The 25,926-nt window shown below is 70.1% G+C and carries 21 protein-coding genes; 5 read left to right on the top strand and 16 right to left on the bottom strand.

Annotated features, from left to right (window positions below; translation table 11 throughout):
• Window positions 1–22 precede the first annotated feature (22 nt).
• The 8 genes from D7X30_RS21250 to D7X30_RS21215 form a co-directional block, all read right to left on the bottom strand.
• Window positions 23–1,426 carry a hypothetical protein gene (locus tag D7X30_RS21250; RefSeq protein ID WP_120564760.1) on the bottom strand — a complete coding sequence of 468 codons (1,404 nt, stop codon included), beginning with the start codon at window positions 1,424–1,426 and terminating at the stop codon, window positions 23–25.
• A gap of 107 nt (window positions 1,427–1,533) precedes the next feature.
• Window positions 1,534–2,307 (bottom strand): trypsin-like serine protease, encoded by a 774-nt coding sequence (locus tag D7X30_RS21245; protein WP_158619311.1) that lies wholly within the window; start codon window positions 2,305–2,307, stop codon window positions 1,534–1,536.
• A 55-nt stretch (window positions 2,308–2,362) separates the two neighbouring features.
• Window positions 2,363–3,007 (bottom strand): uracil phosphoribosyltransferase, encoded by a 645-nt coding sequence (upp, locus tag D7X30_RS21240; RefSeq protein ID WP_120564758.1) that lies wholly within the window; start codon window positions 3,005–3,007, stop codon window positions 2,363–2,365.
• A gap of 24 nt (window positions 3,008–3,031) precedes the next feature.
• Window positions 3,032–4,240, bottom strand: coding sequence for a URC4/urg3 family protein (locus tag D7X30_RS21235; protein WP_120564757.1), 1,209 nt, complete (start codon window positions 4,238–4,240; stop codon window positions 3,032–3,034).
• The gene (locus tag D7X30_RS21230; protein ID WP_120564756.1) at window positions 4,233–5,486 is read right to left on the bottom strand and encodes a GTP cyclohydrolase II; all 1,254 of its coding nucleotides are present in this window, start codon (window positions 5,484–5,486) and stop codon (window positions 4,233–4,235) included. The genes D7X30_RS21235 and D7X30_RS21230 overlap by 8 nt, the downstream gene beginning before the upstream one ends.
• Before the next feature lie 66 nt (window positions 5,487–5,552).
• The gene (locus D7X30_RS21225) at window positions 5,553–7,037 is read right to left on the bottom strand and encodes a CoA-acylating methylmalonate-semialdehyde dehydrogenase (RefSeq protein WP_120564790.1); all 1,485 of its coding nucleotides are present in this window, start codon (window positions 7,035–7,037) and stop codon (window positions 5,553–5,555) included.
• Between the two features lie 180 nt (window positions 7,038–7,217).
• A complete protein-coding gene (locus D7X30_RS21220; RefSeq protein ID WP_120564755.1) occupies window positions 7,218–7,658 on the bottom strand; it encodes a hypothetical protein in 441 nt (146 codons plus the stop codon).
• A gap of 210 nt (window positions 7,659–7,868) precedes the next feature.
• Window positions 7,869–8,522, bottom strand: a complete 654-nt coding sequence (locus D7X30_RS21215) for a hypothetical protein (protein WP_139917158.1) — start codon at window positions 8,520–8,522, stop codon at window positions 7,869–7,871.
• A 285-nt stretch (window positions 8,523–8,807) separates the two neighbouring features.
• Between D7X30_RS21215 and D7X30_RS21210 the strand changes: the two genes are divergently transcribed.
• The 3 genes from D7X30_RS21210 (at window position 8,808) to D7X30_RS21200 (ending at window position 12,156) form a co-directional block, all read left to right on the top strand.
• On the top strand, window positions 8,808–9,524 hold the full coding sequence (locus tag D7X30_RS21210; RefSeq protein ID WP_120564753.1) for a hypothetical protein: 717 nt from the start codon (window positions 8,808–8,810) through the stop codon (window positions 9,522–9,524).
• 149 nt (window positions 9,525–9,673) lie between these two features.
• Complete coding sequence (locus D7X30_RS21205) at window positions 9,674–11,413, top strand: PilZ domain-containing protein (protein WP_120564752.1); 1,740 nt, start codon at window positions 9,674–9,676, stop codon at window positions 11,411–11,413.
• Window positions 11,410–12,156, top strand: coding sequence for a hypothetical protein (locus tag D7X30_RS21200; RefSeq protein WP_120564751.1), 747 nt, complete (start codon window positions 11,410–11,412; stop codon window positions 12,154–12,156). The genes D7X30_RS21205 and D7X30_RS21200 overlap by 4 nt, the downstream gene beginning before the upstream one ends.
• A 15-nt stretch (window positions 12,157–12,171) precedes the next feature.
• On the opposite strand, the gene D7X30_RS21195 is transcribed toward D7X30_RS21200, so the two are convergent.
• The 4 genes from D7X30_RS21195 to D7X30_RS21180 all read right to left on the bottom strand — a co-directional run bounded on the left by D7X30_RS21195 (window position 12,172) and on the right by D7X30_RS21180 (window position 17,632).
• Window positions 12,172–13,401 carry an AAA family ATPase gene (locus D7X30_RS21195; RefSeq protein WP_120564750.1) on the bottom strand — a complete coding sequence of 410 codons (1,230 nt, stop codon included), beginning with the start codon at window positions 13,399–13,401 and terminating at the stop codon, window positions 12,172–12,174.
• Between the two features lie 179 nt (window positions 13,402–13,580).
• On the bottom strand, window positions 13,581–14,105 hold the full coding sequence (locus D7X30_RS21190) for a GNAT family N-acetyltransferase (protein ID WP_120564749.1): 525 nt from the start codon (window positions 14,103–14,105) through the stop codon (window positions 13,581–13,583).
• A 232-nt stretch (window positions 14,106–14,337) separates the two neighbouring features.
• The gene (locus D7X30_RS21185; protein ID WP_120564748.1) at window positions 14,338–16,284 is read right to left on the bottom strand and encodes a DUF4091 domain-containing protein; all 1,947 of its coding nucleotides are present in this window, start codon (window positions 16,282–16,284) and stop codon (window positions 14,338–14,340) included.
• A 103-nt stretch (window positions 16,285–16,387) separates the two neighbouring features.
• Complete coding sequence (locus D7X30_RS21180) at window positions 16,388–17,632, bottom strand: phosphatidylserine/phosphatidylglycerophosphate/cardiolipin synthase family protein (protein WP_120564789.1); 1,245 nt, start codon at window positions 17,630–17,632, stop codon at window positions 16,388–16,390.
• Window positions 17,633–17,827: 195 nt separating this feature from the next.
• Between D7X30_RS21180 and D7X30_RS21175 the strand changes: the two genes are divergently transcribed.
• Complete coding sequence (locus tag D7X30_RS21175) at window positions 17,828–18,676, top strand: hypothetical protein (RefSeq protein ID WP_147443261.1); 849 nt, start codon at window positions 17,828–17,830, stop codon at window positions 18,674–18,676.
• Between the two features lie 166 nt (window positions 18,677–18,842).
• Entirely contained in the window at window positions 18,843–19,016 is a 174-nt protein-coding gene (locus tag D7X30_RS42355) for a hypothetical protein (RefSeq protein ID WP_167508051.1), read from the top strand.
• 93 nt (window positions 19,017–19,109) lie between these two features.
• Here the strand turns inward: D7X30_RS42355 and D7X30_RS21170 are convergent, their stop codons facing one another.
• The 4 genes from D7X30_RS21170 to D7X30_RS21155 form a co-directional block, all read right to left on the bottom strand.
• A complete protein-coding gene (locus tag D7X30_RS21170) occupies window positions 19,110–20,336 on the bottom strand; it encodes an ABC transporter permease (RefSeq protein ID WP_120564746.1) in 1,227 nt (408 codons plus the stop codon).
• A 21-nt stretch (window positions 20,337–20,357) separates the two neighbouring features.
• Entirely contained in the window at window positions 20,358–21,584 is a 1,227-nt protein-coding gene (locus D7X30_RS21165) for an ABC transporter permease (RefSeq protein ID WP_120564745.1), read from the bottom strand.
• 150 nt (window positions 21,585–21,734) lie between these two features.
• Entirely contained in the window at window positions 21,735–23,774 is a 2,040-nt protein-coding gene (locus tag D7X30_RS21160) for a lysyl oxidase family protein (RefSeq protein WP_120564744.1), read from the bottom strand.
• A gap of 99 nt (window positions 23,775–23,873) precedes the next feature.
• Complete coding sequence (locus D7X30_RS21155; protein ID WP_120564743.1) at window positions 23,874–25,859, bottom strand: lysyl oxidase family protein; 1,986 nt, start codon at window positions 25,857–25,859, stop codon at window positions 23,874–23,876.
• Window positions 25,860–25,926 lie beyond the last annotated feature (67 nt).

Here is a 25,926-nt window from a genome sequence, read left to right as displayed (position 1 = left end):
ACAACCCGTGCGTCCATGAGGCCTAACGGACCTGGATGGCGTCCGCGACCACGTAGGTCCCCGCCGTCACCCAACGGCTCAGCTGGACCTTGTTCCACCCCGCCGGGAAGCTCCACGTGCCGAGCGTGTTCCACCTTGCGCCGTTGACCGTCTGGTTCACCTTCACGTTCGCCAGCTGCGTGCCGGAGGCGTTCGTGACGATGAAGGGCGCGGCCGTGGAGCGGTCGCTCGCCGCCGTCCACCACGCGTCCACCGTCTTCGTTCCCGCCGCGGACAGGTAGAACCAGAACGTCGCCGGCTCCGACACCGCCGCGCCCGGAGACACCAGGTAGCTGGTGCCGTAGTAGCCCGCCACGTTCGTGGAGGACGCCCAGCTGGTGCCCGTGAGCTGGATGTAGCCCTTGGACTGGTCGTTGTTCGCGTTGTTGCTGTCGATGACCAGCCCCGTCGACGAACCACCGCCGGACGTCCACAGGTACGTCACGTCCACCCAGTCATTGTTCGACATGCCCAGGTCCAACCAGAACGTCCCGTCCGCGAGGTCGATGCCCGCGGGGTTCGCCGGCCGGCGACCGAACTGGTCCAACCCGCCGTTGAAGTTGTCCTGGTACGCCGCCTGCGCCTCCGGCTTTCCCTGCGGCAACGTCTTCCACATCTCGCGCACGCTGGACGGGTTCCAGTAGTCGTCCTTCGTGTTCCACGGGCCCACGTCCCAGACGGACGTCGTCGCGCACTTCGCCGTCTTCGAATAACAGACGCGCACCTGGTACTCGGAGCCTCCGTTCGACGCGAGCCCTCGCCGCGATGGCAGCGCCACGAAGCGGTCGTTCGTCTTGATGACGTGGCCGTTCGCCGTCGTGCCTCCCACCAGGCCCTCACGGGTGGCGTAGACGCGGTAGGTCAGCGGCGCGAGCGTCTGGAGCCCCTCCTCCGTGCCTCCTTCGCGCCAGCCCTCCAGGCCCACCTCCTGAACCACCGGACCGAGGCCTCGCTCGTCCGCGATGAGCGCCAGGCGCACCTGCACCTCCGTGCCCGAACGGGGCAGGCGCACGGCTTCGTCTCCGGTGGCGGTGCGCCACTCGCTCCAGGCTCCTCCGGGGGTTCTCACGCGCACGTCCACTTCGACGCTCTGTCCCAGGCCCACTGCCGCCTGGACTCGCGGGCGGAAGGTGTCCACGGGCTGATCGAGCTTGCGCGCCGGGAACTCGAAGAGGCCCGTGAGCCGGCTCAGGCCTTCGGGACGGCGCATCACGGCGTTGGGTTCGTAGAGCAGCCCGTCTCGTGTGCCCACGAGCTCCGACGTGCCCGTTCCGGCGGAAAGGTTCTCCGTCCAGTGCTGCGCGCCGGGCTCCGCCGCCTCCACTCCTTCCGCGAAGACCGCGCCCAACATCACCGCCATCAGGGTGGACCGCCACGACGCGCGCATGCCTGGACTCCCGGGAAATGGACAAAAACGTTTAGACCGCTCAACGTTTAAATCCGTCTTTCCCGGTTCTCAAGAGCCAAGGCGTGAAACCGCCGTGGCTCGGTGCATCACGTCCCGTTGATGACGGAGCGGAGCCACGGCGTGTACGTGGCCACGTTGGTGAACATGGAGAACGTGTTGCACTGGTTGGAGCCGAACGCGCTCACAATCCCATACAACTTCCCGTTGAAGGCCAGGGGTCCGCCATCGTCCCGGGTGCAGACGTTCGCGGTGGCGCTCGGCGCCGTGCACAGCATCGCGCCGTTGACGTAGTCGCTTCCCACCATGTCGCGGCAGGTGGCCGTGGAGGTGATGCTCAGGCTCACGCGCTTGAGCGCATCGGAGGTGGGCGCTGTCGGCGTGCGACCCCAGCCGCTCGCGACGTACGGCACTCCCATGGGCGCGGGCGCATCCGGCAGCGTCAGCGTCTGCACCGCCTGTGACAGGTTGAAGGGCTGGGCGAGTTGGAGGAGCGCGACGTCGTGGGCCCACCCGTCGTAGGACGGGTGCATCACCTTGCGCGACACCGCTCGGTATTGCTCGTCCGCCTCCACCGCGCCCAGCCGCAGGTCTCCCGCGTAGATGCGCATGGACGCGGGCGTGACGCCCTGGACGCAGTGGGCGGCCGTCACCACCCAACCGGCCCGGATGAGCGTGCCCCCGCAGGTGAACGCTCCCGCCACGTGGAGGCGCACCTGATGGGGCAACTCGTACCGGGCCGCGATGCCTCCGCCGATGATCTCCTGGGTCTGGACGCCGGGGACAGCTACCTCATCCGGCGCTCCACCACAGGCGAGGAACCCCAATGCCATCAACGCGGACGCGAAACGGGAGGTCTTCATGCGGTGAGACATGAAGGATTCACGTCTCACCGTCAATCCTGCAAATCGAGACTAGTCAGTCCACCGACTTCGTGCCGAAGAGGCGGTCTCCCGCGTCGCCCAGGCCGGGCAGGATGTAGCCGTGCGAGTCCAGCTTCTCGTCGATGGCGGCGGTGAAGACGCGCACGTCGGGGTGGTGCTCGCGCAGGTTCGTCAGGCCCTCCGGACACGCGAGCAGACACACGAAGCGCAATGAGCCCGGGCGGCTTCGCTTCACTCGCTGGAGCGCCGCCACCGCGGAGTTGCCTGTCGCGAGCATCGGGTCGCAGACGATGACGTCGCGGTCCTCCAGGTTCGCGGGCACGCGGTAGTAGTACTCCACCGCGCTCAGGGACTCCGGGTCGCGGTACAGGCCGATGTGGCCCACTCGCGCGGAGGGGACGAGTTGCAGCAGGCCGTCCAGGATGCCCTGCCCCGCTCTCAGGATGGGCACCAGCACCAGCTTCTTGCCGTCCAGCGCCCAGCCCGTGGTGCGCGCCATGGGCGTTTCAATCTCTTCCTCGCGCAGCTTCAGGTCTCGCAGCGCCTCGTACCCGAGCAGGAGGGAGATCTCCTCCAGCAGCGCCCGGAAGGACGCCGTGCTCGTGTCCGTCCTGCGCATCACCGTCAGCTTGTGCTTCACCAGCGGGTGATCCACCACCGTGCAGTTCGGGAAGTCCATGCGTCCTCCTCTTGGATTTGGGTTTCAGAACACCGTGCCGTCACTGCGGATGCGGATGGGCGGAACGCCGCCGGGGCGCAGCTCCGCCGCCACCCGGCGGCCCGCCGTCCACGTGCCGCCCTGGAGCACCTTCGCCAGCGGCAGCTCCTCCGCGCTCAACTCCAGACGCCCTCGCACCAGCGCGGCCACCCGGTCCAAGAGCGCCACCGTCAGCGCCCGCCACTCCACGATGGGCGGGTCCCCCGGTCCGTAGACCTCCGTCGTCATGCGGGGGTCCTGCGGCACCAGCACGCCCAGGTCCACGAAGAGGCCTCCGTTGCGGTACTCCGGCAGGCCGGTGAGCGCGTCCAGCTCCGTCACCGTCACGCCCGCTTCCGCCAGCGGCTCCACCAGCGAGTACGCCAACCACTGGGACAACTTGTGGAAGGGCACCAGCGCGTCCGCGCTCCCGGGTGGCCCGAGCGCTGGATGCGGCCACACGTCTCCCAGGTTCACTCCGTCCACCGTCGTACGACCCGGCCAGATGGGGCCCAGCACCTCCAGCACCGTGCCCAGCACCTCCGCCGCTCGCACGCTGCGGCGGTGCGCGGCCAGCATGTCGAACAGCGTCCCCGGCCTGGGCAGCACGCGCGACAGCGCCTGCATGAGGTGCAGCCGCCCCTCCACACCCAGGAGCGGATTGGATTCCGACACCTGGAAGCCGCGCTCCAAATGCTCGCGCGTCATGCGGCCCAGCGCCTCCGCGTCCGCGCGCAGCGGCCGGTCCGGATCCGAGGAGAAGCCGCCCGCCATGAACATGCGCAGCGACGCCACCGCCAGTCCCTCCGAGCGCACGTAGGACGCGCCTCCGGGCTCCTGGTAGCGCCATGCGGGCCCGCTGCCCGCGTCCAGCAGCACGCTCACCACGCCCAGGTCCACCTTCGCCCTGGCTCGCTCCTCCGGCGGCAGCGGGGCCAGCCTCGCCTCCAGCTGCGCGAGCCTGGGCACTCCTCCCGCGTCGAAGTGCCTCCAGCGGCTGTGCACCGGGATGTCCAGGCGGGGGTACGCCTCGTGCGTCACCGCCAGCACCCGGTCCACCACCGTGGGCAGCCGGGACGGCTCCACCCTGAAGTACTCCAGCCGGCCGGCGAGCCCCAGGTCCAACACCTGGTGACAGCGCTCGCGGATGGCCGCCGGGCTGCGCAGCCACGCCACCGTGGGGGACACCTCCTGCACCCGGATCGCGTCAAGCATCGAGGTCCCGTCCCTTCACCTGCGCCAGCTCCCCCGCGTCCGCCACCGGCCCGCGCGTGAAGTAGCCCGCGGCCTTCTTCGCCTCCATCTCCACCTTCGCGTCGGCCGGGATGAGCCCGTCCGGGATGGGCACCCGCTCCAGAATCTCGATGCCCGAGCGCACGATGGCGTCGTGCTTCATGTCGCTCATGGAGATGAAGCGGTGGATGCGCGTGATGCCCAGCCAGTGCAGCACGTCCGGCATCAGCTCCTGGAAGCGCATGTCCTGCACGCCCGCCACGCACTCCGTGCGGTGGAAGTACGTGGCCGCGGAGTCTCCGCCCTCCTGGCGCTTGCGTGCGTTGTAGACCAGGAACTTGGTCACCTCACCCAGCGCGCGGCCCTCCTTGCGGTGGTAGACGATGAGCCCCACCCCGCCCTGCTGCGCCGTCCGCACGCACTCCTCGATGCCGTGCACCAGGTAGGGCCGGCAAGTGCAGATGTCGCTGCCGAAGACGTCCGAGCCGTTGCACTCGTCATGCACCCGCGCCGCCAGCGGCACGTCCCGGTCCGCGAGCGAGTTGATGTTTCCAAACACATACAGCGACAGACCGCCGATGGGCGGCAGGAAGACGTGCAGGTCCGGGCGGGTGATGAGCTCCGGGTACATGCCTCCGGTGTGCTCAAAGAGGCCTCGGCGCAGCGCGCCCTCCGTGAGGCCGAAGCGTTCGGCGATGCCGGGCAGGTACCAGACGGGCTCCACCGCGGCCTTCACGACCTTCACGTCACCGTTGGCAGCGACGAGGTCGCCGTCCACCTTCAGGCGCCCGGCGGCCATGGCCTCGCGCACCTCCGGCATGTTGATGTGGGCCCGGGTGACGGCGATGGTGGGCCGGTAGTCCACACCCTGCTCGGCGTAGGCGCGGAACACCTGCGACGCCACCGCGCCCCACGGGTCCAGCGACACGATGCGCTTGGGGTCGCTCCACGCCGGATGCGGACCCACCTGCGCCGCCGGCGAGGTGTTGGTCAGGTCCGCCTTGTGGTCCTGCGGCAGCTTGCCCGCGGACACCGCCAGCGCGCGATAGATGGAGTACGCGCCCGAGTGCGTGCCGATGACGTTGCGGTTCGCGGGGTCGGAGAGCGTGGCCACCACCGGGCCCCGGCGCAGCGGCTCCGACTCGCCCCAGCGCAGGGGGACTCCGGGTGCCTGGCCATCGGGATGGGACGTGAGACGGATGTGATTGACCGGCTTCTTGTCAGCCATGGGTGCACCCTCCTCGCGGGGCGCGTGGGAAAAGACAGATGTCTGGGAATGGGCGAAGCAGCGACGTCAACTCATCCAGGAGCCGTCGGTGCGCGTGGACCACTTGCGCGTCACCTTCTTGAGCTGGCTCCAGAAGTCGAGGCTCGACGGTCCGGTGATGTCCCCGTGGCCGAACTTCGACTCGCCCGTGCCGCCGAAGGAGAAGGGCTCGCGCGGCACCGGCACGCCCACGTTCACGCCCACCATGCCAGCCCTGGCGCCCTCCACCACCGACTGGGCCACCGCGCCGTTGGTGGTGAAGATGGACGCCGCGTTGCCATAGGGCGACGCGTTCTCCACCGCGAGCGCCGCCGACAGCGTGGGAACCCGCACGATGGAGAGCACCGGGCCAAACAGCTCGCGCCGCGCGGCCTCCATCTCCGGACGTACGCCGTCCAGCACCGTGGGCCCCAGCCAGTGGCCGTTCGCGTAGGCCTCACCCGCGGGCCGCTTGCCTCGCCCGTCCAACAGCACTCGCGCCCCGTCCGCCTGGGCCCTGGCGATGGCCGTCTCCAGCCGGTCCACCGCGCCCCGGTCGATGAGCGCTCCCATGCCCGGGCCGACCTCCAGACGGGATGCCCGCCGGAGGATGTCGTCCACCAGCGGCTGCACGTCTCCCACCGCGAGCATCACGCTGGCCGCCATGCAGCGCTGGCCCGCGCAGCCGGTGAACGAGTCCACCACCGCCTGTGGCGTGAGCTCTGGATCCGCGTCCGGCACGACGATGAGGTGGTTCTTCGCGCCGCCCAGCGCCAGCACGCGCTTGCCGTGGCGGCTGCCCTCTACATAGACGTGCCTCGCGACCGGGGACGAGCCCACGAAGGCCAGCGCCTTCACGTCCGGGTGCTCCAAGAGCGCGTCCACCGCGGGCTTCGCGCCGTGCACCACGGAGAAGACTCCCGGCGGATAGCCGGCCTCCACCATCAGCTCGCCCATGGCGGTCGCGGTGAGCGGCACCTTCTCCGATGGCTTGAGGATGAAGGCGTTGCCCACCGTGACGGCGATGGGGAACAGCCACAGGGGCACCATCGCGGGGAAGTTGAACGGCGTGATGCCGACGACGACGCCCAGGGGCTCGCGGCGGTATTCGCAGGTGACGCCCCGGCTCACCTCCAGGTGCGCTCCGCCATCCAGGTTCTGGAGCGACAGGGCGAAATCACAGACCTCCATTCCCTTGAGCAGACCCGCGCGGCCCTCCGCCACCGTCTTGCCGGATTCGCTCGCGGCCAGGTGCGCGAGCCTTTCCAGGTGCGTCTCCAGCAGCGTGCGGAAGCGTTGCAGGAATTGGGTGCGCTCCCGCAGCGGGGTGACGCGCCAGCCTTGCGCGGCGACCTTCGCGGCCTCCACGGCCTGGGCCACACCGGAGGCGGTCGTCAGCGGCGCTCGGCCGATGAGCGCGCCTGTATATGGACTGCGGACCTCCTGCGCGGACGCTCCGGACGGAGAGACCCACTCTCCGCCCACGAGGTTGCGACAAGAGACCACGCTCTCGGGTAACCGAACAAAGGACACGCGCACCCCCCCGGTGTTGCGTGACAAATGGGCGGCAAGGATAGACGCAACCCCGGAAGCCAGGGCAAGGCGGGGAGCGTCACCGTGTCCGCGCCTGATCGGAAGCGATGGATCTCCCCAGGTTGCTGTGTCGTAAACCCGACCGATGCGTGGGTGCGCGAACGTGCGCGCCGCGCTTCGTCAGGCCTGGGAGAGCATCCGCTGGTGCCGCTCCGACAGCGCGGAGAGATCCGTGAGGGTGCGCAGCTCCGCGATGGCGGTGGCGTCCTCGGTGTCCGGGTTGAGGCCGAGCGAGATGGCCTCCAGGTACAGCTCCAGCGACAGCAGGAAGCGCGAGTCCGCGGTGAGGGGGTCGCCCTGCTCGCGCATCAGCTCGCCGTCCTCTCGCACCAGCTTCGCGAGCATCCGCACGCGCGAGGCGGTGCCGAGCAGGCGAGAGGTGGACTCGGCGTCCGCGAGGACGAGCGCGCCGTACTCCATGCCCAGCACGGTGAGGGAGGTGTCGCGGATGAGGGCGCGTGCGTCCCCGTACCGCTTCTCCTTCCGGGCCTTGAGGATGCTGGCGATGGCGGCGACGAACTGCTCGATGGCGCGCTCGATGAAGTCCTTGCGGAGGGACATGGGTCCCGCAAGGTAAGCCCGACCCGGGGCATCCGCACGTTTCCCACCGTGGGGGCACTCTTCTGTCACATGAAACCCAGGAGGTTTCTTGGCTTCAGTGCCTTGGCGTGAGGGGGGAGTGTCCGGTGGACGCACTCCCTTTGCCCGGGAAGCGCGGCGGCACCTGTGTAGCGCGTGCCGCCGCCCATCACCCATCCAGGGCCCGCGGCCTCAGTCCGCGATGGACCACGAGTCCGCGCAGGGCTCGATGTCCGACGGGTTGTAGATGCTCGCCAGCGTCGGCGTCATGTTGCCCGAGGAGGGGATCTGCGCCACCAGGTCATCCCCGATGAAGAAGCCCACCACGTAGCTCTCCATCTGGGAGCAGACCCCCATCTGGAAGACCGGCGCGGCGTTCGGCTGCACATCGAAGGCCTCCAGGTAGACGACGCCCGACAGGCCGACCCGCTTGTAGAAGACGACGATGTCGAACCAGTCCGCCGAGGTGAGGTTGCGCACCGTCACCGTATAGATGTCCTCCAGCAGCGCCCCGGACGAGGACGGCGTCCCTCCAGCCAGGATGGACAGCGGACGGGCCGTCACGGGACGGAGCGCGAGCAGCGCCCGGGCCTCCGCCGTGCCCGGAAGCGTCCCATCGAACTGGGACACCAGCCGCAACAACCCTACGTCCACGGGGTCCTGGGCCCTCAGGGTCACGGAGACGAGCCCCTCCGCCTGGATGCGAGCGAGCAGCGCCTGGGCACGCGCCGCCATCCCCTCCTTCCGCGACGACGTCCCACTCCCGGACGCCGGCCCCTCCGCGAGGACAGTCGTGGAACCCAGCAGCATGCACATCGAGGCAACGACGGTCAGCAACCGCTTCATTGGCAATCCCTCCCACTTGTCAGTGATTCCCAACCCCTACCAAATGGGCTCAAAGCTTTTCAAGATCTTTCCTGAATTTACCATCTGCGTATGGATTTTCGATTAAGGCTGGAAAGGCATTCCGGGAGCCGGCCCGGCGCCTCGGGGCACATCTGACAGGCTTCTGGGGAGCACCATGACAAACTGTCGCGGTCCCAGGCGGGGAGGCACCCCATCCGCGAGGAATCCCAGCGGGTTCCAGACGGCATAGCGATTGCTAAGCTTTCACCCAAAAGGAGTCAGGCCATGCCCCTGTCCATGATGAAGTCTGGGATTCGCGCCGCCATGCTGCTGTCTGTCTGCATTGCTGGAAGGACTGCCTGGAGCGAGGAGGTCCAGCTCACCGTCCAGGACGTGCCCCAGCCGCTCGCCGCCGCGGTGAAGCAGCTGGAGACCCGCGAGGGGTGGGGCATCACCTATGAGGAGCCGCCCGACAGGCCCGCGCCGAAGGGCTCCATCACCCTGACCTATGCCGTCACGGACGCCACCCGGACGGATGCCAAACTCCAGGAGGAGGTCCTCACGCGGCTGCTCGCGCAGCAGGCCGGGAAGGAGGCCCCGCGCTTCCGGTTGGTTCAGGCGGGAGGACTCTGGCACGTCACGCCCGAGCAGGGCTCTCCACTGGAGACGCCCCTCACCCTGCCCCGCCAGGAGCGCTCCCTGGGAGAGCTCCTCCGGCTCCTCTGCGCGGAGGTCTCGAAGCAGAGCGGGACGCAGGTCGAGCTGGGGAGCACGGCCGGGCTTCCGTTGGAGAGCCGGGTCACCCTGGAAGCCGTGACCCGGGAGCCCGCGCGGGCCGTGCTGGCGCGGCTGCTGAACACCCCTCCCCGGCGTGCGGCGTGGACCCTGAAGACGCAAGGCCCGGAGCGGAAGTTCATCCTTTCTCCCCACCGGATCTTCCGTCTCACGGGCGGCACGCCGACGACCGCCGGGAGCGCGCCGGGGCCGACTCCATCGAAGTGACCCACCCGTGACCTTCGGATGAGGAGGGCTTCCGGCGGGATTGAACGACCAGGCCCAAGGTCCGGTTGCGTATCCCGTTCAAGCGCGGATCCACGGGAGCCCCGGAGGATTCGCGCGCCCCCCGACGTCATTCATCTGGAGAGTCCACCGTGGGAGCGCCTTTCGCTCGCGCACAGCTGCGTCCGTTGTCCGAGGCACCGGTCCTGGAATGGGGGATCCGGTGGGACGTCACCGACTCCGAGCGCATCCGCATCATCCTCGCCACCGCCGCCGCGATGGGCTCGTCCGCCCTGCTGCGACGGGGAGACATGGCGTCGCCGCTGCGGCTGGAGACGCTGGAGCTGGAAGGCGGAGTCCTCCACTGGTCCGGGCTGACGGTGGATCCGGGCGCGGACGCGTGGGAGGTGGAGGTGTTTGGCCATGGCTGCGTCTACCGGATGCTCCTGTCCGGTGAGCCGGCGGAGCCGGGGACGTGGGTGACGCCGCTGCCTCGTCAGTTGATCCAGGTGCGCCGCCGGGCGCATCGGCGGGCTCCCGCGCCTCTGGACCTGAGCGTGCGCCTGCCGCTGCCAGGGTGGCTGGGCCGGGAGCGCGACGCGGTGGATGTGTCCCTGCATGGGATGGCGCTGCGGCTGGGGACCGGGGAACGCCTTTCGCCGGGCCGGGTGCTCCAGCCCATCGAGCTGCGCACGGCGGCGGGTGAGGTCCTGTCGCTGCGCGGGGAGGTGCGCCATGTGTCGGACCGCACCGATGGGGAGCTCCAGTGCGGGCTCCTGGTGACGCCGCTGACCGCCGAGGACTCGGAGCGATGGCAGGCGCTGGTGGCGCGGGCCCTTCATCCGACGACTTGCACCGATGGCGCGCGGGTGGAGGAGCAGTGGCGGCTGTTCATCGACTCCGGCTACTTCAACCTGGCGGGCAGGTCCGTGGAGGACTTCGAGTCGCGACGGCGGAGCTTCATCGAGCTGGGCCGCCAGGCCGGTTCGATGGGCTCGGTCCTCACCGAGGTGGTGTGGCCTTCCGAGCGTGGCTTGGAGGCGACCCTCTCCGCGATGAAGCCCTACCGCTCCGTGTGGATGGTGCACCAGCTGGCGCGGCGTCAGGACGCCACACGGTTCGAGCGCCTCAAGGGCCAGATGCTGCGTGAGCTGTACGTGCATTGTGTGGAGCACGCGCAGCGGGACAGCGGGTTCCGGTGGTTCGCGGCGTACATCGAATCGACCGTGCCCTTCACGTACCGCTCGCACGTCGGCTTCGCCGAGCGCATGGCGGCGACGGGGCGGACGCTGATGCTGCCGATGCGAATGATTGACGTCGAGTGTGGCCATTCCCCTGCCCCGCCGTCGACGGGGCTGGAGTTGGGGCCCGCGACGGAGGCGGAGCGGCGGCTGCTCGTGGAGCGGATCGCCCTCACCCGCCCTGCCTGCTACGCCGAGGCGTTGGACCTGCGCCTGGAGACGCTGGACCTGCGGGACGTGACGCGGGCCTGGCAGGCGGTGGGCCTGGAGCGCGAGCGGCATCTGCTGGTCGCTCGCGAGGGCGCGAAGCCGGTGGCGGTGGCCGTCCTGGAGTCGGGGTCTCCCGGCACCAATCCCTTCGGGCTGCTGGACTCCGTGCGGGTGTTCGCGCTGTCGCCGCGTGCCCGGCAGGCCTATCCGGCGCTGATGGATGGGGCTCGCCGCTGGTTCGCCCAACGGGGCCGCGACGGCTTCACCTTCCTGGCTGAAGAGGCTGGCGACGTGGAGGCCGCGGGCCTGCATGACGCCGCGCCCGACGCGAAGCCCTACCTGTGGCTCATCCCCGCAGACCTCGCTCCCGAGTTCCTGGAGCACATCCATGAGCAGACGGCGCCCCGTCCGCTCTCCCACCCCCAGAAGGAGCTGTCATGAGCCTCATCCAGACGCAGTACCTGCCGCACGCCATGGAAACCCGCGCCCGCCTGGAGACGGAGCCCGTCGTGCGCACGCTCCTGTCGCCGGACATCACGCCGGACCTGATGGCGCGCTTCCTCATCGAGTGGTCCGCCCGGGGCGCGTACATGACCGAGCCCGTGGACGGATGGATCCGCAGCGCCGGTGAGCGCTGCATCGCGCTGGGCCAGGAGAAGGTGGGCCGGCAGCTCATCACCCACGCGAAGCACGAGGCCGGCCATCACCTGATGACCCTCCAGGACGCTCGCGTGCTGACGGCGCAGTGGAACGCGAGCCACTCGCAGCAGCTGGACGCGGAGGCGCTGGTCACCCAGGCGCCCACGGCCGCCATGCGCGAGTACCGGCAGGTGCACGACGAGGCCATCACCGGCGACCTGCCGCTGGGCCAGGCCGCCATCGAGTACGAGGTGGGCTACCTGGCGGTGGTGCTGGTGCCGCGCATCCTGGCGCGCGTGCGCGAGGTGCTGGGACAGGGGACGCTGGACACGCTCACCTTCCTGCGCGAGCACGCGGAGGTGGACGTGGGCCACACCGCGCTCAACGAGCGGATGATGGAGGGGATGCTGAGCACCCATCCCGAGGAAGGCCGGCGGCTGGCGTCGTTCGGCTCGCGCGGTCTGGACTGCTACCTGCGCTTCCTGGGCGACTGCATGGAGGCGGCGCGCCGCAGCGTGGGCGGCGTCACCGCCGCGGCGGCCTGACATCTTCCCGGAGGGTCACGGAGCCGCGTGGCTCCGTGACTTCCAGTACTCACGCTGCGCGGGCACGGAGACGAGCTCACGCTCCGGATAGCGCAGCGCGGTCAGCTTCCCTCCGAACACACAGCCCGTGTCCACGCAGAGGGTGTTGTTCACCCATTCGGCTTCAGGCACGGGGGTGTGGCCGTACACGACCGTCGCCGGTCCCCGGTAGTCCCGGGCCCAGTCGGCTCGCACCGGCAGACCGTAGGCGTCCGCCTCGCCGGTGGTCTCTCCGTAGAGGGCGAAGTCGCGCACCTCCGGGGTGTCCCGGCCGTGCATGGACTCCTTCAGGCCCGCGTGCGCCACCACCAGGTGGCCGTCGTCCAGGACGTAGTGCGGCGAACGGGCTTCGATGAAGTCGGCGACCGCCTGGGAGAATCCGGGCGGCTCACGTTCCAACTGCTCCAGCGTCATCGCGAGCCCGCGCGCCACGCGCACGTCCTTGCCACGCAGCTTCTTGAGCAACTTGATTTCGTGATTGCCCGGCGCGCACAGCGCCGTGCCCGCCTCCACCATCCCCATCACCAGCCGCAGCACGTCCACCACGCCGGGCCCCCGGTCCACCAGGTCGCCCAGGAACACGACCTTGCGCCCGGCGGGCGTGCCCACGTCGAAGCCGGGGGCTCCGTCCGCTCGCGGCGCGACCGTGTAGCCCAGCTCCGTCAGCAGGGCCTTCAGTTCGGTGAAGCAGCCGTGGATGTCTCCGATGATGTCGAAGGGGCCGTGCTCGTCCTGGCGGTGGCTCGGCAGCGGGCGGTGCTCGAAGGCCACCGCGCCCACCGTCTCCGGCGTGAGCACGTGCACGTGCCGGATGCCTTCCTTCGTCAGCCCCTTCAGCGCGTTCTGGAGCTGCTGCAACTGATTGCGCAGGGCCCGGGGACTGGCGTGCGACCCGGAGCGCGTGCGGTTGCGCTCCAGACAGAGCGCTTCCGGCGTGTCCATGGCCACCGCGACCAGGGCCACGTGGTGCTCGCGTGCCAGGGTCACGTAGTGACGGCGTGACTCGGCGCTGAGGGGGACGCCGTCGATGACGGTGAGCGTGCCCTTCGCGAGCCTTCGCGCCACCTCGTCGTGGAGCTTCGTTTCGTTGCCCGTGCCGGGCAGCACGTCCTCGGGGAGGAAGTGCGCGTTCGCGAGGGTGGACTTGCCGGAACCGGAGGGGCCCAGGAGCAGCACGAGCGACTGCTCGGGAATGGGAATCATCATGGTGGGAACACCGGGGTGGGGGTCGGCGTACCGACCGGCGCCCCTTCCGGGGCAGGGCGCACGCCACGACTCCGGCGCGCGATCCCTTCCGGTGCCCGGGTCACGCGAGCGTTCGCGGACCCTCCGGCGTCAGACGGGATGCGCAATCCACGGATGAACGCGTCCCCGCCTGACATGCGTCACTTCAGGGGCAGCAGGTACGCCTCCAGGAACACCTCCGGACGACGGTCCATGTCGCCTTCCGGCACACGCTGGTAGCCCCGGCGCTGGTACATGCGCGCGACGCCCACGACCCCCTGGCGCACGTGGAGGGAGATGGCGTCCACGCCCCAGCGCTTCGCGAGGACCTCCGTCTCCGCCAGCAGCGGCTGGGCCAGGCCCTGGCCGTGGAAGCGCACCGCGGTGGCCAGGGCGCGCAGGTCCGCCGTGCGAGGCAGCCAGGCCTCGGTGCCGGGCGCGCCGGGCGGATACAGGGCCACCGTGCCCGCGATCTCTCCGTCCACTTCCGCCACCAGGATGGTGCACACCTTGCGCCGGGAGGCGATGTCTCGCAGGAACGCCTTGCGCTCGTCGGAGTAGACGATCTCCGGCAGGTGCTTCGCGTACTGCGTGACGTAGGCGTCCACCAACAGCTCGCCAATCGCCTTGTCGTCCTCGGGCCGCGCCTCGCGGATGACGGCTCGCTTCACCACGTCCGTGATCATGCGACGCCCTCTAGCATGACGGCCCGGGCCCACGCGGCGCATCCGGGCAGGCAGCCAGTCTTGTACCTCCCCCGTCCGACACGGGCCCGACCTGGCTACCAGGACCGGGGGTCCGGGCCCCGGTCTTCCGAAACCTGTCCGACTGTCGGACAGGTTCGTGCGCTGTGCCTCCGGCAGAGAGGGGCTGCTGTCTTGGCGCGTTGCGGCAGGCGCGCTACGCCTGCCCCCGCGCCTACCTCCTCCGCGCGGGCACGGTCACGCGAGCGTGACGACGACGCATGCCGCCGAGCGCCCAGGCCGCGAACAACAGGCCCCCCGCGACCGCCGCCGTGCCGCCTCCGCCCGTGGTGCAGCCTCCCGCCTGCGCGTCACCGACCGCGGCCGGCGCCACATCGGAAGTGGAGCCGGGCGACCCCTTCGATGGGCCTCCCGCGGCTTCATCCGGCTTGGGCCCCGTGCCTCCGTCCGCGGGGCTTCCCGTTCCCGGCTGCTGCGTGTCCGGCGTCTGGGTCGCGGTCAGCTCCTCGTAACGCTGGATGAGCTTCAGCCTCGCCGCGTCGAACGCGGCGCCGTCGTCCGTCACTCGCGACGCGGCCGGGATCAGGTCCCTGGCCACCTTGCGCGCGAAGTCCGGGTCTCCCGCGTCACTCACCGCCTTGAGCCACTCGTAGTCCTGCATGCCCTGACGGATGAGCTTGAGCCGCAGCGAGGCCACCGGCACGTCCGTCTTGCCACCGATGGCTTCCGGCGTGCCCGGGTAGAAGAGCGTCCCGTCCCCGTTGCCGTTGAAGCGGTACTGGTCCGACCATGCCGTGGAGAGCATGCCCACCGACTGGTAGTAGAGCTCGCCCGTCGCGCCCTCCAGGAACGTCACCCACTCCATCGCGCGCGCCTTCGCCGCCGACCGGTCCAGCATGTACGACGGCCAGCCCGCGCCCGGCTGGTTCTCCGGCGCGTTGGTCCCATACGCACAGCCGTGGCTCATGCAGCTCTGATACATCCACAACGCCGTTCCAGGACGCTCCAGGAAGTTCGTGTACGTCCCCCGCTGGTCGCCCTGGAAGTTCGCGTCCGTGCCGTCCAGGTGGTTCACCAGCGGCACCACCGTGTCCACCGTGCCCTCCAGGCCGTTGGCCTTCAGCTCGCGCGAGTTCGTCGTCAGCAGCGTGCGCAGCCCGGGCGCAGCCTGGCGCACCAGCTCTCCCGTCGCTTGCACCTGAGCGAAGGGCGTGCCGTAGGGCGGTTCGTCCCCCAGCTGCACGTAGGCCCGGTCCAGCCAGCCCTTCTCCTTCATGTGCGCCGTGAAGTCCTTCAGGTTCGCCGCGTCGAGCGGACCCACGTACTCCAGGCTCGTCATCCGCGCGCCTTGCAGGCGATTGGGCGCCGTGCCCTCCAGGTACGGTCCCCACGTCGCGTCGAAGGCGCTCCACTCCGGCGGCCACGGCTTGCGCGGGAAGAGGCTGGAGAGCGTGAAGCGGTGCTCCAACGCCATCCGCTGGTAGCGCGTGAGCAGCGGCTGCAGCTCCTCCGGCGTGCAGTCCTCGCGGCCCGTGTGCGCGCGGCACACGTGCGGCGGCCAGAGCAGGAACGCGGACGGCAGTGAGGACGTGCTCGGCAATGCCGCGTCCACCACCGTCAGCCTCGCCGTCACCTGCCGCTGGAAGCCTCCGTCCGCCTCCACCGTCACCGTGCCCATGTAGTCGCCGGGCGGTGCGTCCTCCGGCACGTGCACGTCCACCCAGAGGGCCCGTGCCTCATTCGCTGGCACGTCGAAGGGGAAGGCGCTTCGCGTCTCTCCGGCGATCTCGTCCGTGTCCGGCACCAGTCCGTCCGGCCACGCGCCCACGGACTCGCCCGCCACCGATGCCTGCTTCGTGGTGACCAGCGCCTCGCGGTACAGCGTCACGTCCGGCCCCGTCAGCTTCGCGGGCCCTTCCAACGAGGGCAGGTTCGCGCGCACGCCCTTCAGCCCCGTGTCACCGCCTTGCAGCGCGACCTGGAAGGAGACGAACTCGTTGCGCGCGGCGGTGAGCCGCACCTCGGTGGCGCTCCGGGCGGCGGTCTCCGGCCGCACCTTCACCATCATCCCCTCACCCCACACGGCGGGCCCGGCCGCGAACACCGGCAGGGCCACGGTCAACGACAGCAGGGCAGCACGGAACGGTCGAATCGAAGGCATGAAGAAACCAACGCGCCCTGGCCCTGGCGGCCTTCCCACACCGGGTGTTCCTTGTCAGCCGGACAGGCAGGCGGCCAGGGGCTCCAGACCTCGCGGGGTGAGCTCACAGGAAGTCGCTGATGAACCACGGCAGCTGCTCGCCCAGCCTCTGAAGCAGGCCCCGCCGCTTCCAGCCGTGCCAGTGGACCTCCGCCGAGTGCGTGAGGTCCACCTCGAAGGACTTCGCCAGCTCCTCCGCGAACACCGGATCCTCCACCATCACCGAGGCCTCGTCGGTGTGGCTGAGCGCCAGCGGATCCAGGTTGGTGGAGCCCACGATGCTCAGCGTGTCGTCCGCGACCAGCGTCTTGGAATGCATCATCGAGATCTCGTACTCGTAGATGCGCACGCCTGCCTCCAGGAGCCTCGCGTAGGACGCCCGCTGCGCGTTGAGCACGGGCTTCACGTCGTGGTAGCGGCCGGGCACCAGCACCCGCACGTCCACGCCCTCGCGCGCCTTGAGGATGAGCATGTCGCTGATGGCTTCCGACGGGATGAAGTACGAGTTGGCGATCCACAGCCGGTGCTTCGCGGCGGCGATGGGCAGCAGCCACATCTTCGTGGCTTCCGACAGGAAGCGGTGTCCCGTGCTGGCGACGAAGAGGGCCCGCGCGCCGCCCGCGGGCGCCAGCTCCGGGAAGGACTCCGGGGGCAGGAAGGCGCCGCCGGACTCCTGCCAGTTCTGCGCGAAGGCGAGCTGCATGCCTCGCACGACGGGGCCCCGCACCCTCACGTTGGTGTCGCGCCAGGTCTCCGCCGCGTCGCCGTTGCCCAGCCAGCTGCGCCAGATGCCGAAGCCGCCGGTCAGCGCGACCTCGCCGTCGCGGATGACCATCTTGCGGTGCATGCGCGCGCGGATCCTCACCGCGTCCAGGGACGTCACCGCGCCCTGGTAGGGACGGTAGATGCGCACGTCGCAGCCCGCGTCCGCGAGCACCGGGGCCACGGCCTCGAAGTTCACGCTGCCCAGCGGATCCACGATGACCCGGCACTGCACACCGGGGGCCCGCTCGCGCAGCGCGATGAGCAGCCGGTCCGACGGGATGCCCGGACGCCAGATGTAGCTGGCGATGTGGATGCTGGAGCGCGCGGCGCGGATCTCCTCCTCGATGACGTCGAAGACCTGACCGTTCTGCACCAGCTCCACGCCGTTGCCGGGCTGCATCGGGACGCCCATCGTCTGCTCGATGGCGATCTCCCTCGCGGCCGGGTCCTCCGGCAACGCGCGCAGGCGCAGGTCCTGTCGGTGGTTCGGGTAGGGACACCCCGCGGCGAGCAGGGCGAGCAGGATGGGCCAGACCAACCGCACGGTCCGGAAGCTATGGCAGCCCCCGCCCTTCCGCATCCGCCGTGTGTCTCCGAGTGGAGGAAGCGTGTGGATGGACACGGACACCGTCCACCCGCCGACGCTTGAGCCCCATGACCCCCGAGCCCGGTGGTGCTGGACGCGCCGCGTGCGCACTGCTGGGTGCGGACAGCGGATGCACAGGAGGACGGACACGGCATGGGGCGACAGGGGATGGCACCCGCGTACGCAGCGCTCCTGTGGGTGGGCCTGCTGGGGGCACCGGCCGCGTCCGCCTCCGTGTGGAGGCAGGACGTGCCGCCCGCGGGGGATGTCTCATCCGCGCCTCGGGATGAGCAGACGCCCACGCCGGACGCGCCCGCGCCTCAGGATGAATCGAGCGCCGCGGATACGCCCGCGTCACCCGCGCCTGAACCTCCGCCGCCTCCGCTGAGACCCACCGTCCTGGATGCGCCGTTCCTGGACGCGGATCCTCCGCCTCCCGCCGTGCCACCCCGTCCGCTGCGGCCCTTCATTCCGCACGGCGAGCCCTACACGGAGGCACCGTTGTCCGCCGGCACCTGGGCCGCGCATGGCGGTGTCACGCTGCTGCCCCTGGGCACCGTCTGGGCCGCGACCCGCGTGGGCGGTGACACGCGCCTGGGCGCCAGCGCCGCGGAGGCCGCCGCGGGCACCGTGCTCGCGTCGCTTCCGGGGCGCTTCCTCTTCGTGCATCCCTCCTATCCGCAAGGGCGGTGGATGGAGCTGGAGGTGGGCGCGTTCGGCGCCGCCATGGTCGTCACGCCGCCCATCGCCGCGCTCGGCACCTGGGGCATGGGCGAGGTCGCGTTCGGCGACAGCCAGGATCGCGGCCACGCGTACCTGGGCGCGCTCGGCGGTGCGACCGTGGGAATGCTCCTGGGCCTCGCCGCGCATGAAGGCCTGCGCCACCTGGCCGGCACCAGCGAACGGCTGGACTTCCTGCGCCAGTACCTCGCGTTCTCGCTCATCGGCAGCGGAGCGACGGTGGGCTATCAGTGGAGTCGCACCCCCACGCCCAGTCGTTGACGCATTGTTTCGCCGCATCGGTGTTTCAAATTTCTTCCCGCGTGCGGCGCCTTGGCGCCCCGCCCTCCGCGCGTGCGCGCGTGCCTGCAATCTCGCCAGTGGCGTTGTCAGCCCCGGTCCCTAGAGTGCTCCGTGCAGCGCCAACACATCGCAGGGAGACGACACCATGCAGGCTCGCAAGAACGTCCGTCGCATCGCCTTCGTCCTCGCCGCCGCCGCCACCGTGATGGGCCTGGGCATCGCCGCCACGCCGTCCTCCGCCGACGCGCAGGACTGCACGCCCCAGTGTTTCAAGAACCCCATCTCCGGGCAGATCACCTGTACGTACCCCTGCCCGTAGTCCCGGGCCGGCCACGACCGTGATGAAAAAAGGCCCCACCCGCTTCATGCCGGGTCGGGGCCTTCTCATGCGCCATGCTCGGATGAGCGCGTGCTACTCGGTGCGCATCGCCTCCACGGGGTCCAGCTTCGCCGCGCGCGCCGCCGGGTAGATGCCGAACGCCAGCCCCACCCCGCAGCTCATCACCAGCGACACCACCACGGACCACATGGGGACCTCCGTGGGCAGGTTGATCATCCACCGCGCCAGGTGCGCCAGGCCCACGCCCAGCGCCACGCCCACCGCGCCGCCCACCAGCGACAGCACCACCGCCTCCAGCGCGAACTGCGCGAGGATTCGGTAGCGCTTGGCCCCCAGCGCCTTGCGGATGCCAATCTCCCGCGTCCGCTCCGTCACGGCGACCAGCATGATGTTCAGGATGCCGATGCCGCCCACCAGGAGCGACAGGATGCACACGCCGAAGCTGGCCGCGGACACCGCCGCGGAGAGGCTGTTGAACATCTCCGTGGCGGACGCATTGTTGTAGAGGAAGAAGTCGTCCGGTTCGGTCGGCTTGAGCCCGTGGCGGCGGCGCATGAGCAGCGTCACTTCATCCTGGGCCCGCTGGAGCACCTCCGGGGACTTCGCCTGGATGCTGATGCGGAAGTCGCGCACGCCGAACATGCCCGCGAAGGTGGACAGCGGAATCATGGCCTGGTTGTCCTGGCTGCCGCCGCCCAGGAACCCGCCCCGGCGCTTGAGCGTGCCCACCACCTGGAAGGTGCGGCCCAGGAGGCGGAACTCGCGGTTCAGGGGGTCCAGGCCGGGCCACAGCGTGTCCGCCAGGTCCTGGCCAATCACCGCCACGCGCCGGCCGTCCACGAACTCCGCGTCCGTGAAGGGCCGCCCGGTGGCGAGGCTCACCGAGTTGGTGTTGAAGTACTCCGCCGTGCCGGCCCAGACGTTCACGTTGGGACGCGACTCGCGGTCGGCGGTGGAGGCCTTCTGGCCGCCCTTGGAGTCCTCGCCGGCGGCCTGCGAGATGGAGGGCTGCGTGCGGATGGCGTCCAGGTCCGCGTAGGTGAAGCGCGGCCGGCGCGCGAGCTCCGCGATGGACAGCTCACCCTGGCCGAAGGGCAGCCGCTGAACCTGGAAGCAGTCGCTGCCCAGGTCCGACATCTGTTCGTTCACCTGGTTCCGGAGGCCCTCGATGAGGGCCATCATGGACACCACCGTGGTGACGCCGATGACGATGCCCAAGAGCGTGAGGAAGGAGCGCAGGGGGTTGGAGCGGAACGTGCCAAACGCCAGCCGCACCGTGTCCCAGAAAGCCATCCACATGGTCAGGTCTCCCGCTCGCGCCTAGTCGTGGCGGAGCGCTTCCACGGGGTCCAGGTTCGCGGCGCGCGCCGCCGGCCAGATGCCGAACAGCAGGCCCACCACCGCGGAGAAGCCCACGCCCAGCACCACCGTCATGGGCTGCACCGCCGCCGCCAGGGGCGTGAGGTAGTTCACCAGCCACGCGAGGCTCATGCCCACCGCGGTGCCCATCGCGCCGCCCACCGCGGACACGCTGGCCGCCTCCATGAGGAACTGGAGGATGATGGTGTGCTTGCGAGCGCCCAGCGCCCGCCGCACGCCAATCTCGCGCGTCCGCTCGCGCACGGACACCAGCATGATGTTCATGATGCCGATGCCGCCCACGAGCAGCGTGATGAGCCCGACGCCGGTGGCCGCGCCGTAGAGCGCGCCGGTGAGCTGCGCGTACATGTTGGCCAATTGGTCCGGCCGGTTGATGGCGAAGTCGTCCGGCGCGCCGGGCTTGGTGTTGCGCTCACGGCGCAGCGTCTCCGTGAGCCGGTCCTGCACACGGGGGACGTTCTCCTGCTGGTCCACCGCGAGCACCAGGGTCACGTCGCGCTGGGTGCCGAAGTGCCCCTGGAACGCGGTGTACGGCAGCATCACCACCAGGTCCACGTTCTGCCCCAGCAGCGTGCCGCGCTCCACGATGACGCCCGCGACGCGGTAGGGGCGGCGGTCCACGAGGATGCGGTGGCCCACCGGGTTGATGCCCGGGAAGAGCACCTTGCCTATCTCCGCGCCAATCACCACGACGGCGGAGCGGTTGTCCACGTCCGCCTGCGTGAGGAAGCGCCCCTGGCCCATCTCCACGGAGGACGTCATCGCGTAGTCGGGGCTGGTGCCCATGGTCTGCACGGAGGCGAGCTTCCGGCTCTGGAAGGACACCTCCGCGTTGACGAACATCATGGGGGCCACCGCGATGACGTGCTCGGAGGCGGCACGCATGGGCTCCACCAGGTCCAGCGAGAGCTTCTTGCGGTTGCGGTACGCCCACCAGTCCCCGTTCATCACCCAGGGGAACTTGGACACCTGCAGCGTGTTGGAGCCAATCTTGCTGAGCTGGTCCGAGAACGAGCTGTTCAAGCCCTGGATGATGCCGACGATGGCCAGCAGGGTGCACACGCCCACGCCGATGCCCACCGTGGTGAGCACCGTCCGCAGCCGGTTGGAGCGCAGCGAGGTCAGCGCGATGCGCGCGCCCTCCCACACGTCGACCCGGAAGTTCACGAAACCACCTCTTCACGCTGGAAGCCATGCGGCCCACCGCACCGGGAAGGTCCCCGGCGGGCGGGCCGCGTCAGGCACTCTACGCCCAGGAGGGCCGCTCATTGCACGCGGCCTTCACCGGACGGCGTTTCGCGGCGGGATTTTCCCGTTTCAGGGCAGCACGGTCACCGTGTCACCGGTCAAGCGCACCTTGACGGTGACCTCGTTGGGCAGCGTGTCGGCCTCGTCCACGATGTGGTTCTCATCCACGCCCACGCGCACGGTGTACTCGCCGTCCGGGGTGTCGGTGACGTCCAGCCACTGGCAGGGCAGGTCCGCGGTGTAGACGTCCGACCAGCCGGGCGAGATGCCCGTGCCCGGGTCGTACCAGCTGTAGGGTTCCCCGTCCGCGCAGTACTGGGTGAAGTCGATCATGTAGAAGCCCTGCTTGCGCCCCACGGACGTCGTGTTACCCGCCGCGTCCTTCAGGTCGTAGCCGGCGAAGTTCGTCAGGTGGTGGTGCTGGTGGCACTCGTCGTAGACGAAGAGGTCCGGGCGCTCCTCCGGTGAAGGCACCACCAGCGGGCCCGTGCCCATGTTCATGATGGAGGTGGTGAAGCGCAAAAGGCGCCGCTCACCGCCCGCGGGCACGCAGCCCTCGCGCACCTCACACGAGTCCGCCGTGAAGGAGCGCCGGTCGATGTAGAGCGAGCGGGCGATGACGTCCCGGTCCACCGTGAGGTCCGGCTTGCCGTTCACCGGATCCACCTGGAGGTTGCACGTCTTCGTGGGCATCAGCGCGGGCGCGGGCTCCTGGGAGTCCGGCACCGCGCCGCCGCCGAACACCATCACCCGGCCCAGGGCGGACTCGCCGTCGCCTCCCGAGGGTGTGCCCGCGGGCGTGCCGCTGAGTCCCGGGGACACGCCCACCACCAGGTCGTCGTACCCATCCCCGTCCAGGTCGCCCGCGGAGGCCATGCCCAGGTAGTCGGTGCCCAGCGACGTCCGGGGGTCGAGCCGGTTGGCGCGCGGCCACGCCCACACCGGCTCCAGCGGGCCGGACACGTTCGCGGTGGGGCGGAAGAGGTACACGCGGCCGACAGCGCCGATGGCGAAGTCGTGGCCCGTGCCACCCTCCACCATGGAGCCCGCGGAGACGACGGTCTTGTTGAAGGTGATGAAGGCCTGTCCGAAGAGGGGGAAGGCCGCGTCGTCCATGGGCTGCCAGGTGATTTGCGGCGCGTAGCCCGGGCCCGCGGCGTCGGACAGGTGCAGGCGCTGGCTGCCGTCCAGCAGGAGGAGCGCCTCCGAGCGGCCGTCTCCGTTCAGGTCGGGCAGCGCGGCGAACAACTCGGCCTGGCCCGTCCACACGGGCTGCGCGGTGAGCGGTCCTTCACAGACGTGGGCGCTGCCCGCCTTGCACCCCAGGAAGAGCTCCACCTTGAAGTCGTCGTGGGTCACGGCCAGGTCCTTGACCCCGTCCCCGTCAACGTCCCCTGCGGGGTTGGGGACGCCGGTCAGCTTGCGCACGGCGGTGAAGGCCCCCTCCGGTGCTCCCGGCGTCGCCCGGTACACGGTGAGCTCCCCGTCGAGCGTGGAGACGGTGAGCTCGTCCTTCCCGTCCCCGTCCAGGTCCAGCAGCCGCGCGCCGCTGAAGCGCAGGGTGGTGGAGTCCGGCGCACGGAACACCGGCTGGGCCAGCACCTGGGACAGGTCCGGCCCGCCCTTGAAGACGCTGACGCCGAAGCCGGTGGCGACGAGCACGTCCGTGTACGCGTCCCCGTCGATGTTGCCCGTGGTCACCGTCATCCGGTTGCTGGAGGAGCGGGGGCTGGGGTGCACCCACGTCAGCGTGGTGGTGACCGGCGTCTTCGAGAAGTCGCGCGCCTCGCCCGCGTACACCATCACGCGGCCAGGGTCCGTCTGGGTGCTCGAGCAGGGCGCGGACGTCACCAGCAGGTCCTTGCGCCCGTCTCCGTTGAGGTCTCCCACCGCCACGGTGCGGCCGAAGCACTCCTTGGGGTTCGCGCCGTCACCGGTCACCTGCCAGCGCGGCGTTTCGGAGAGGGTGGGACCAGCGGAGGTGCCGCCGTCATCCCCCGAGCCCGCGTCCGGAGTGCCCGCATCCGGCTGGGACTTCGGGTCGTCCTTGCAGCCCGTCAGGGCCAGGAGTCCCACCACCGCGCAGGACCGCGCGAGTCGCATCCGCATCGTGTCGTTCTCCCCGGAATGAACCGGCCGGCATTGCACCGGCCCCATCCCCAGGAGTCCCTTCGCGGAGAAACAATGCGCGCGGTCCGCCCTTTCGCTTCAGGGCAGCACGGTCACCGTGTCCCCCTTCAAGCGCACCTTGACGGTGGCCTCGTTGGGGAGCGCGTCGAGCTCGTCGATGATGTGGTTCTCATCCACGCCCACCCGCACGGTGTAGTCGCCGTCCGGGGTGTCCGTGACATCCAGCCACTGGCAGGCGGTGTCCGCCGTGTAGACGTCCGACCAGCCCGGCGAGATGCCCGTGCCCGGGTCGTACCAGGTGAACGGCGTGCCGTCCGCGCAGTACTGGGTGAAGTCCACCATGTAGAAGCCCTGCTTGCGCCCCACGGACAGGGAGTTGCCGGAGGCATCCTTGAGGTCGTAGCCGGCGAAGTTCACCAGGTGGTCGTGCTGGTGGCACTCGTCGTAGACGAAGAGGTCCGGCCGCTCCTCCGGCGAGGGCACCACCGCCGGCGCGGTGCCCATGTTCACGATGGAGGTGGTGAAGCGCAGCAGGCGCCGCTCGCCGCCCGCGGGCACGCAGCCTTCACGCACCTCGCAGGAGTCCGCCGCGAAGGCGCGCCGTTCGATGTAGAGCGAGCGGGCGATGACGTCCCGGTCCACCGTGAGGTCCGGCTTGCCGTTCACCGGATCCACCTGGAGGTTGCACGTCTTCGTGGGCATCAGCGCGGGCGCGGGCTCCTCCGAGTCCGGCACCACGCCGCCGCCGAACACCATCACCCGGCCCGGGGCGCGCGTGCCGTCGCTCTCCTGCGAGGCGCCCACCACCAGGTCGTCGTAGCCGTCCCCGTCCAGGTCGCCGGGGCTGGCCACGCTGGGGAGGATGAAGCCCAGCATCGTCTGGGGCAGGAGGCGGTTGGCGCGCGGCCACGACCACACCGGCTCCAGCGGACCGGACACGTTCGCCGTGGGGCGGAAGAGGTACACGCGCCCCAGCGAGGCGAGCACGAAGTCGTGGCCCGTGCTCCCCTCCACCATGGAGCCCACGGTGAGGCTCTGGGCGGCCACGCTGGGGAAGGCCGGGTCGTCCATCAACGTCCACACGGGCGTGGCGGAGTAGCCCTGGACGGAGGCGTCGGACAGGTGCAGGCGCACGCTGCCCCTCAGCCCCGCGAGCATCTCCGGACGGCCGTCCCCGTTCAGGTCCGGAATCCCTCTCACACTCTCCGCCGTGCCCTTCCACACCGGCTGCGTGGTGAGCGGTCCATCACAGACGCGCGAGCTGTCCGCCTTGCAGCCCAGGAAGAGGCCCTGGCTGTTCTCCTCGTCGTACAGGGGGATGAGCAGGTCCTGGGCGCCGTCCCCGTCCGTGTCTCCCGCGGGCTGCGCGTAGCCGGACAGCACGCGCACGTTGGTGAAGGGGCCCTCCTTCCCGCCGGGCGTCGCGCGGTAGATCGTGGTGCTCCCGGTGAAGGTGGAGACGATGAGGTCGTCCAGCCCGTCGCCATCCACGTCCAGCAGCCGCCCGATGCCGAAGCGCGTGGTCGAGGAGTCCGGCACGCGGAACAGCGGCTGGGCGAACACCTGGGACAGGTCCGGCCCGCCCTTGTACACACTGACGCCGTAGTAGCTCTTCACCACCACGTCCGCGTACGCATCCCCGTCGACGTCGCCCGTGCCCACCGTCATCTGGTAGCCCGACGTGCGCGGGCTGGGATGCACCCACGACAGCTTGGAGGTGACGGGCGTCTGGGAGAAGTAGGACGCCTGCCCCGAGTACACCATCACGCGGCCGGGGTTCGTGGGGCCGCTGGTGCACGGCGGAGAGGTGACCACCAGGTCCTTGCGCCCGTCCCCGTCGAGGTCACCCAGCGCCACGCCACGGCCGAAGCACTCCTTCGCGTCGAGGCCATCGCCCTCCACCTGCCAGCGTGGCGTTTCAGAGAGGGTGGGCCCGGCGGTGCCGGCATCGTCCTGAGAGCCTGCGTCCGGAACTCCCGCGTCGGGCTGGGGCTTGGGGTCGTCCTTGCAGCCCGCCGTCAGGAACACCACCACGGCGCAGGCCAGCGCTCCACGGATCCGCATGTTCACTCCTGGGCAGGACGCGCTCACGCCCCCAGCGCGTCCGACGTCCGGTATGAAGGGAGGCGCA

It is taken from the genome of Corallococcus sp. AB011P (assembly GCF_003611605.1).
Lineage (GTDB): Bacteria > Myxococcota > Myxococcia > Myxococcales > Myxococcaceae > Corallococcus > Corallococcus coralloides.
The sequence above is the reverse complement of the archived record's forward strand: the minus strand, read 5'-3'. Positions and strand labels throughout refer to the sequence as shown.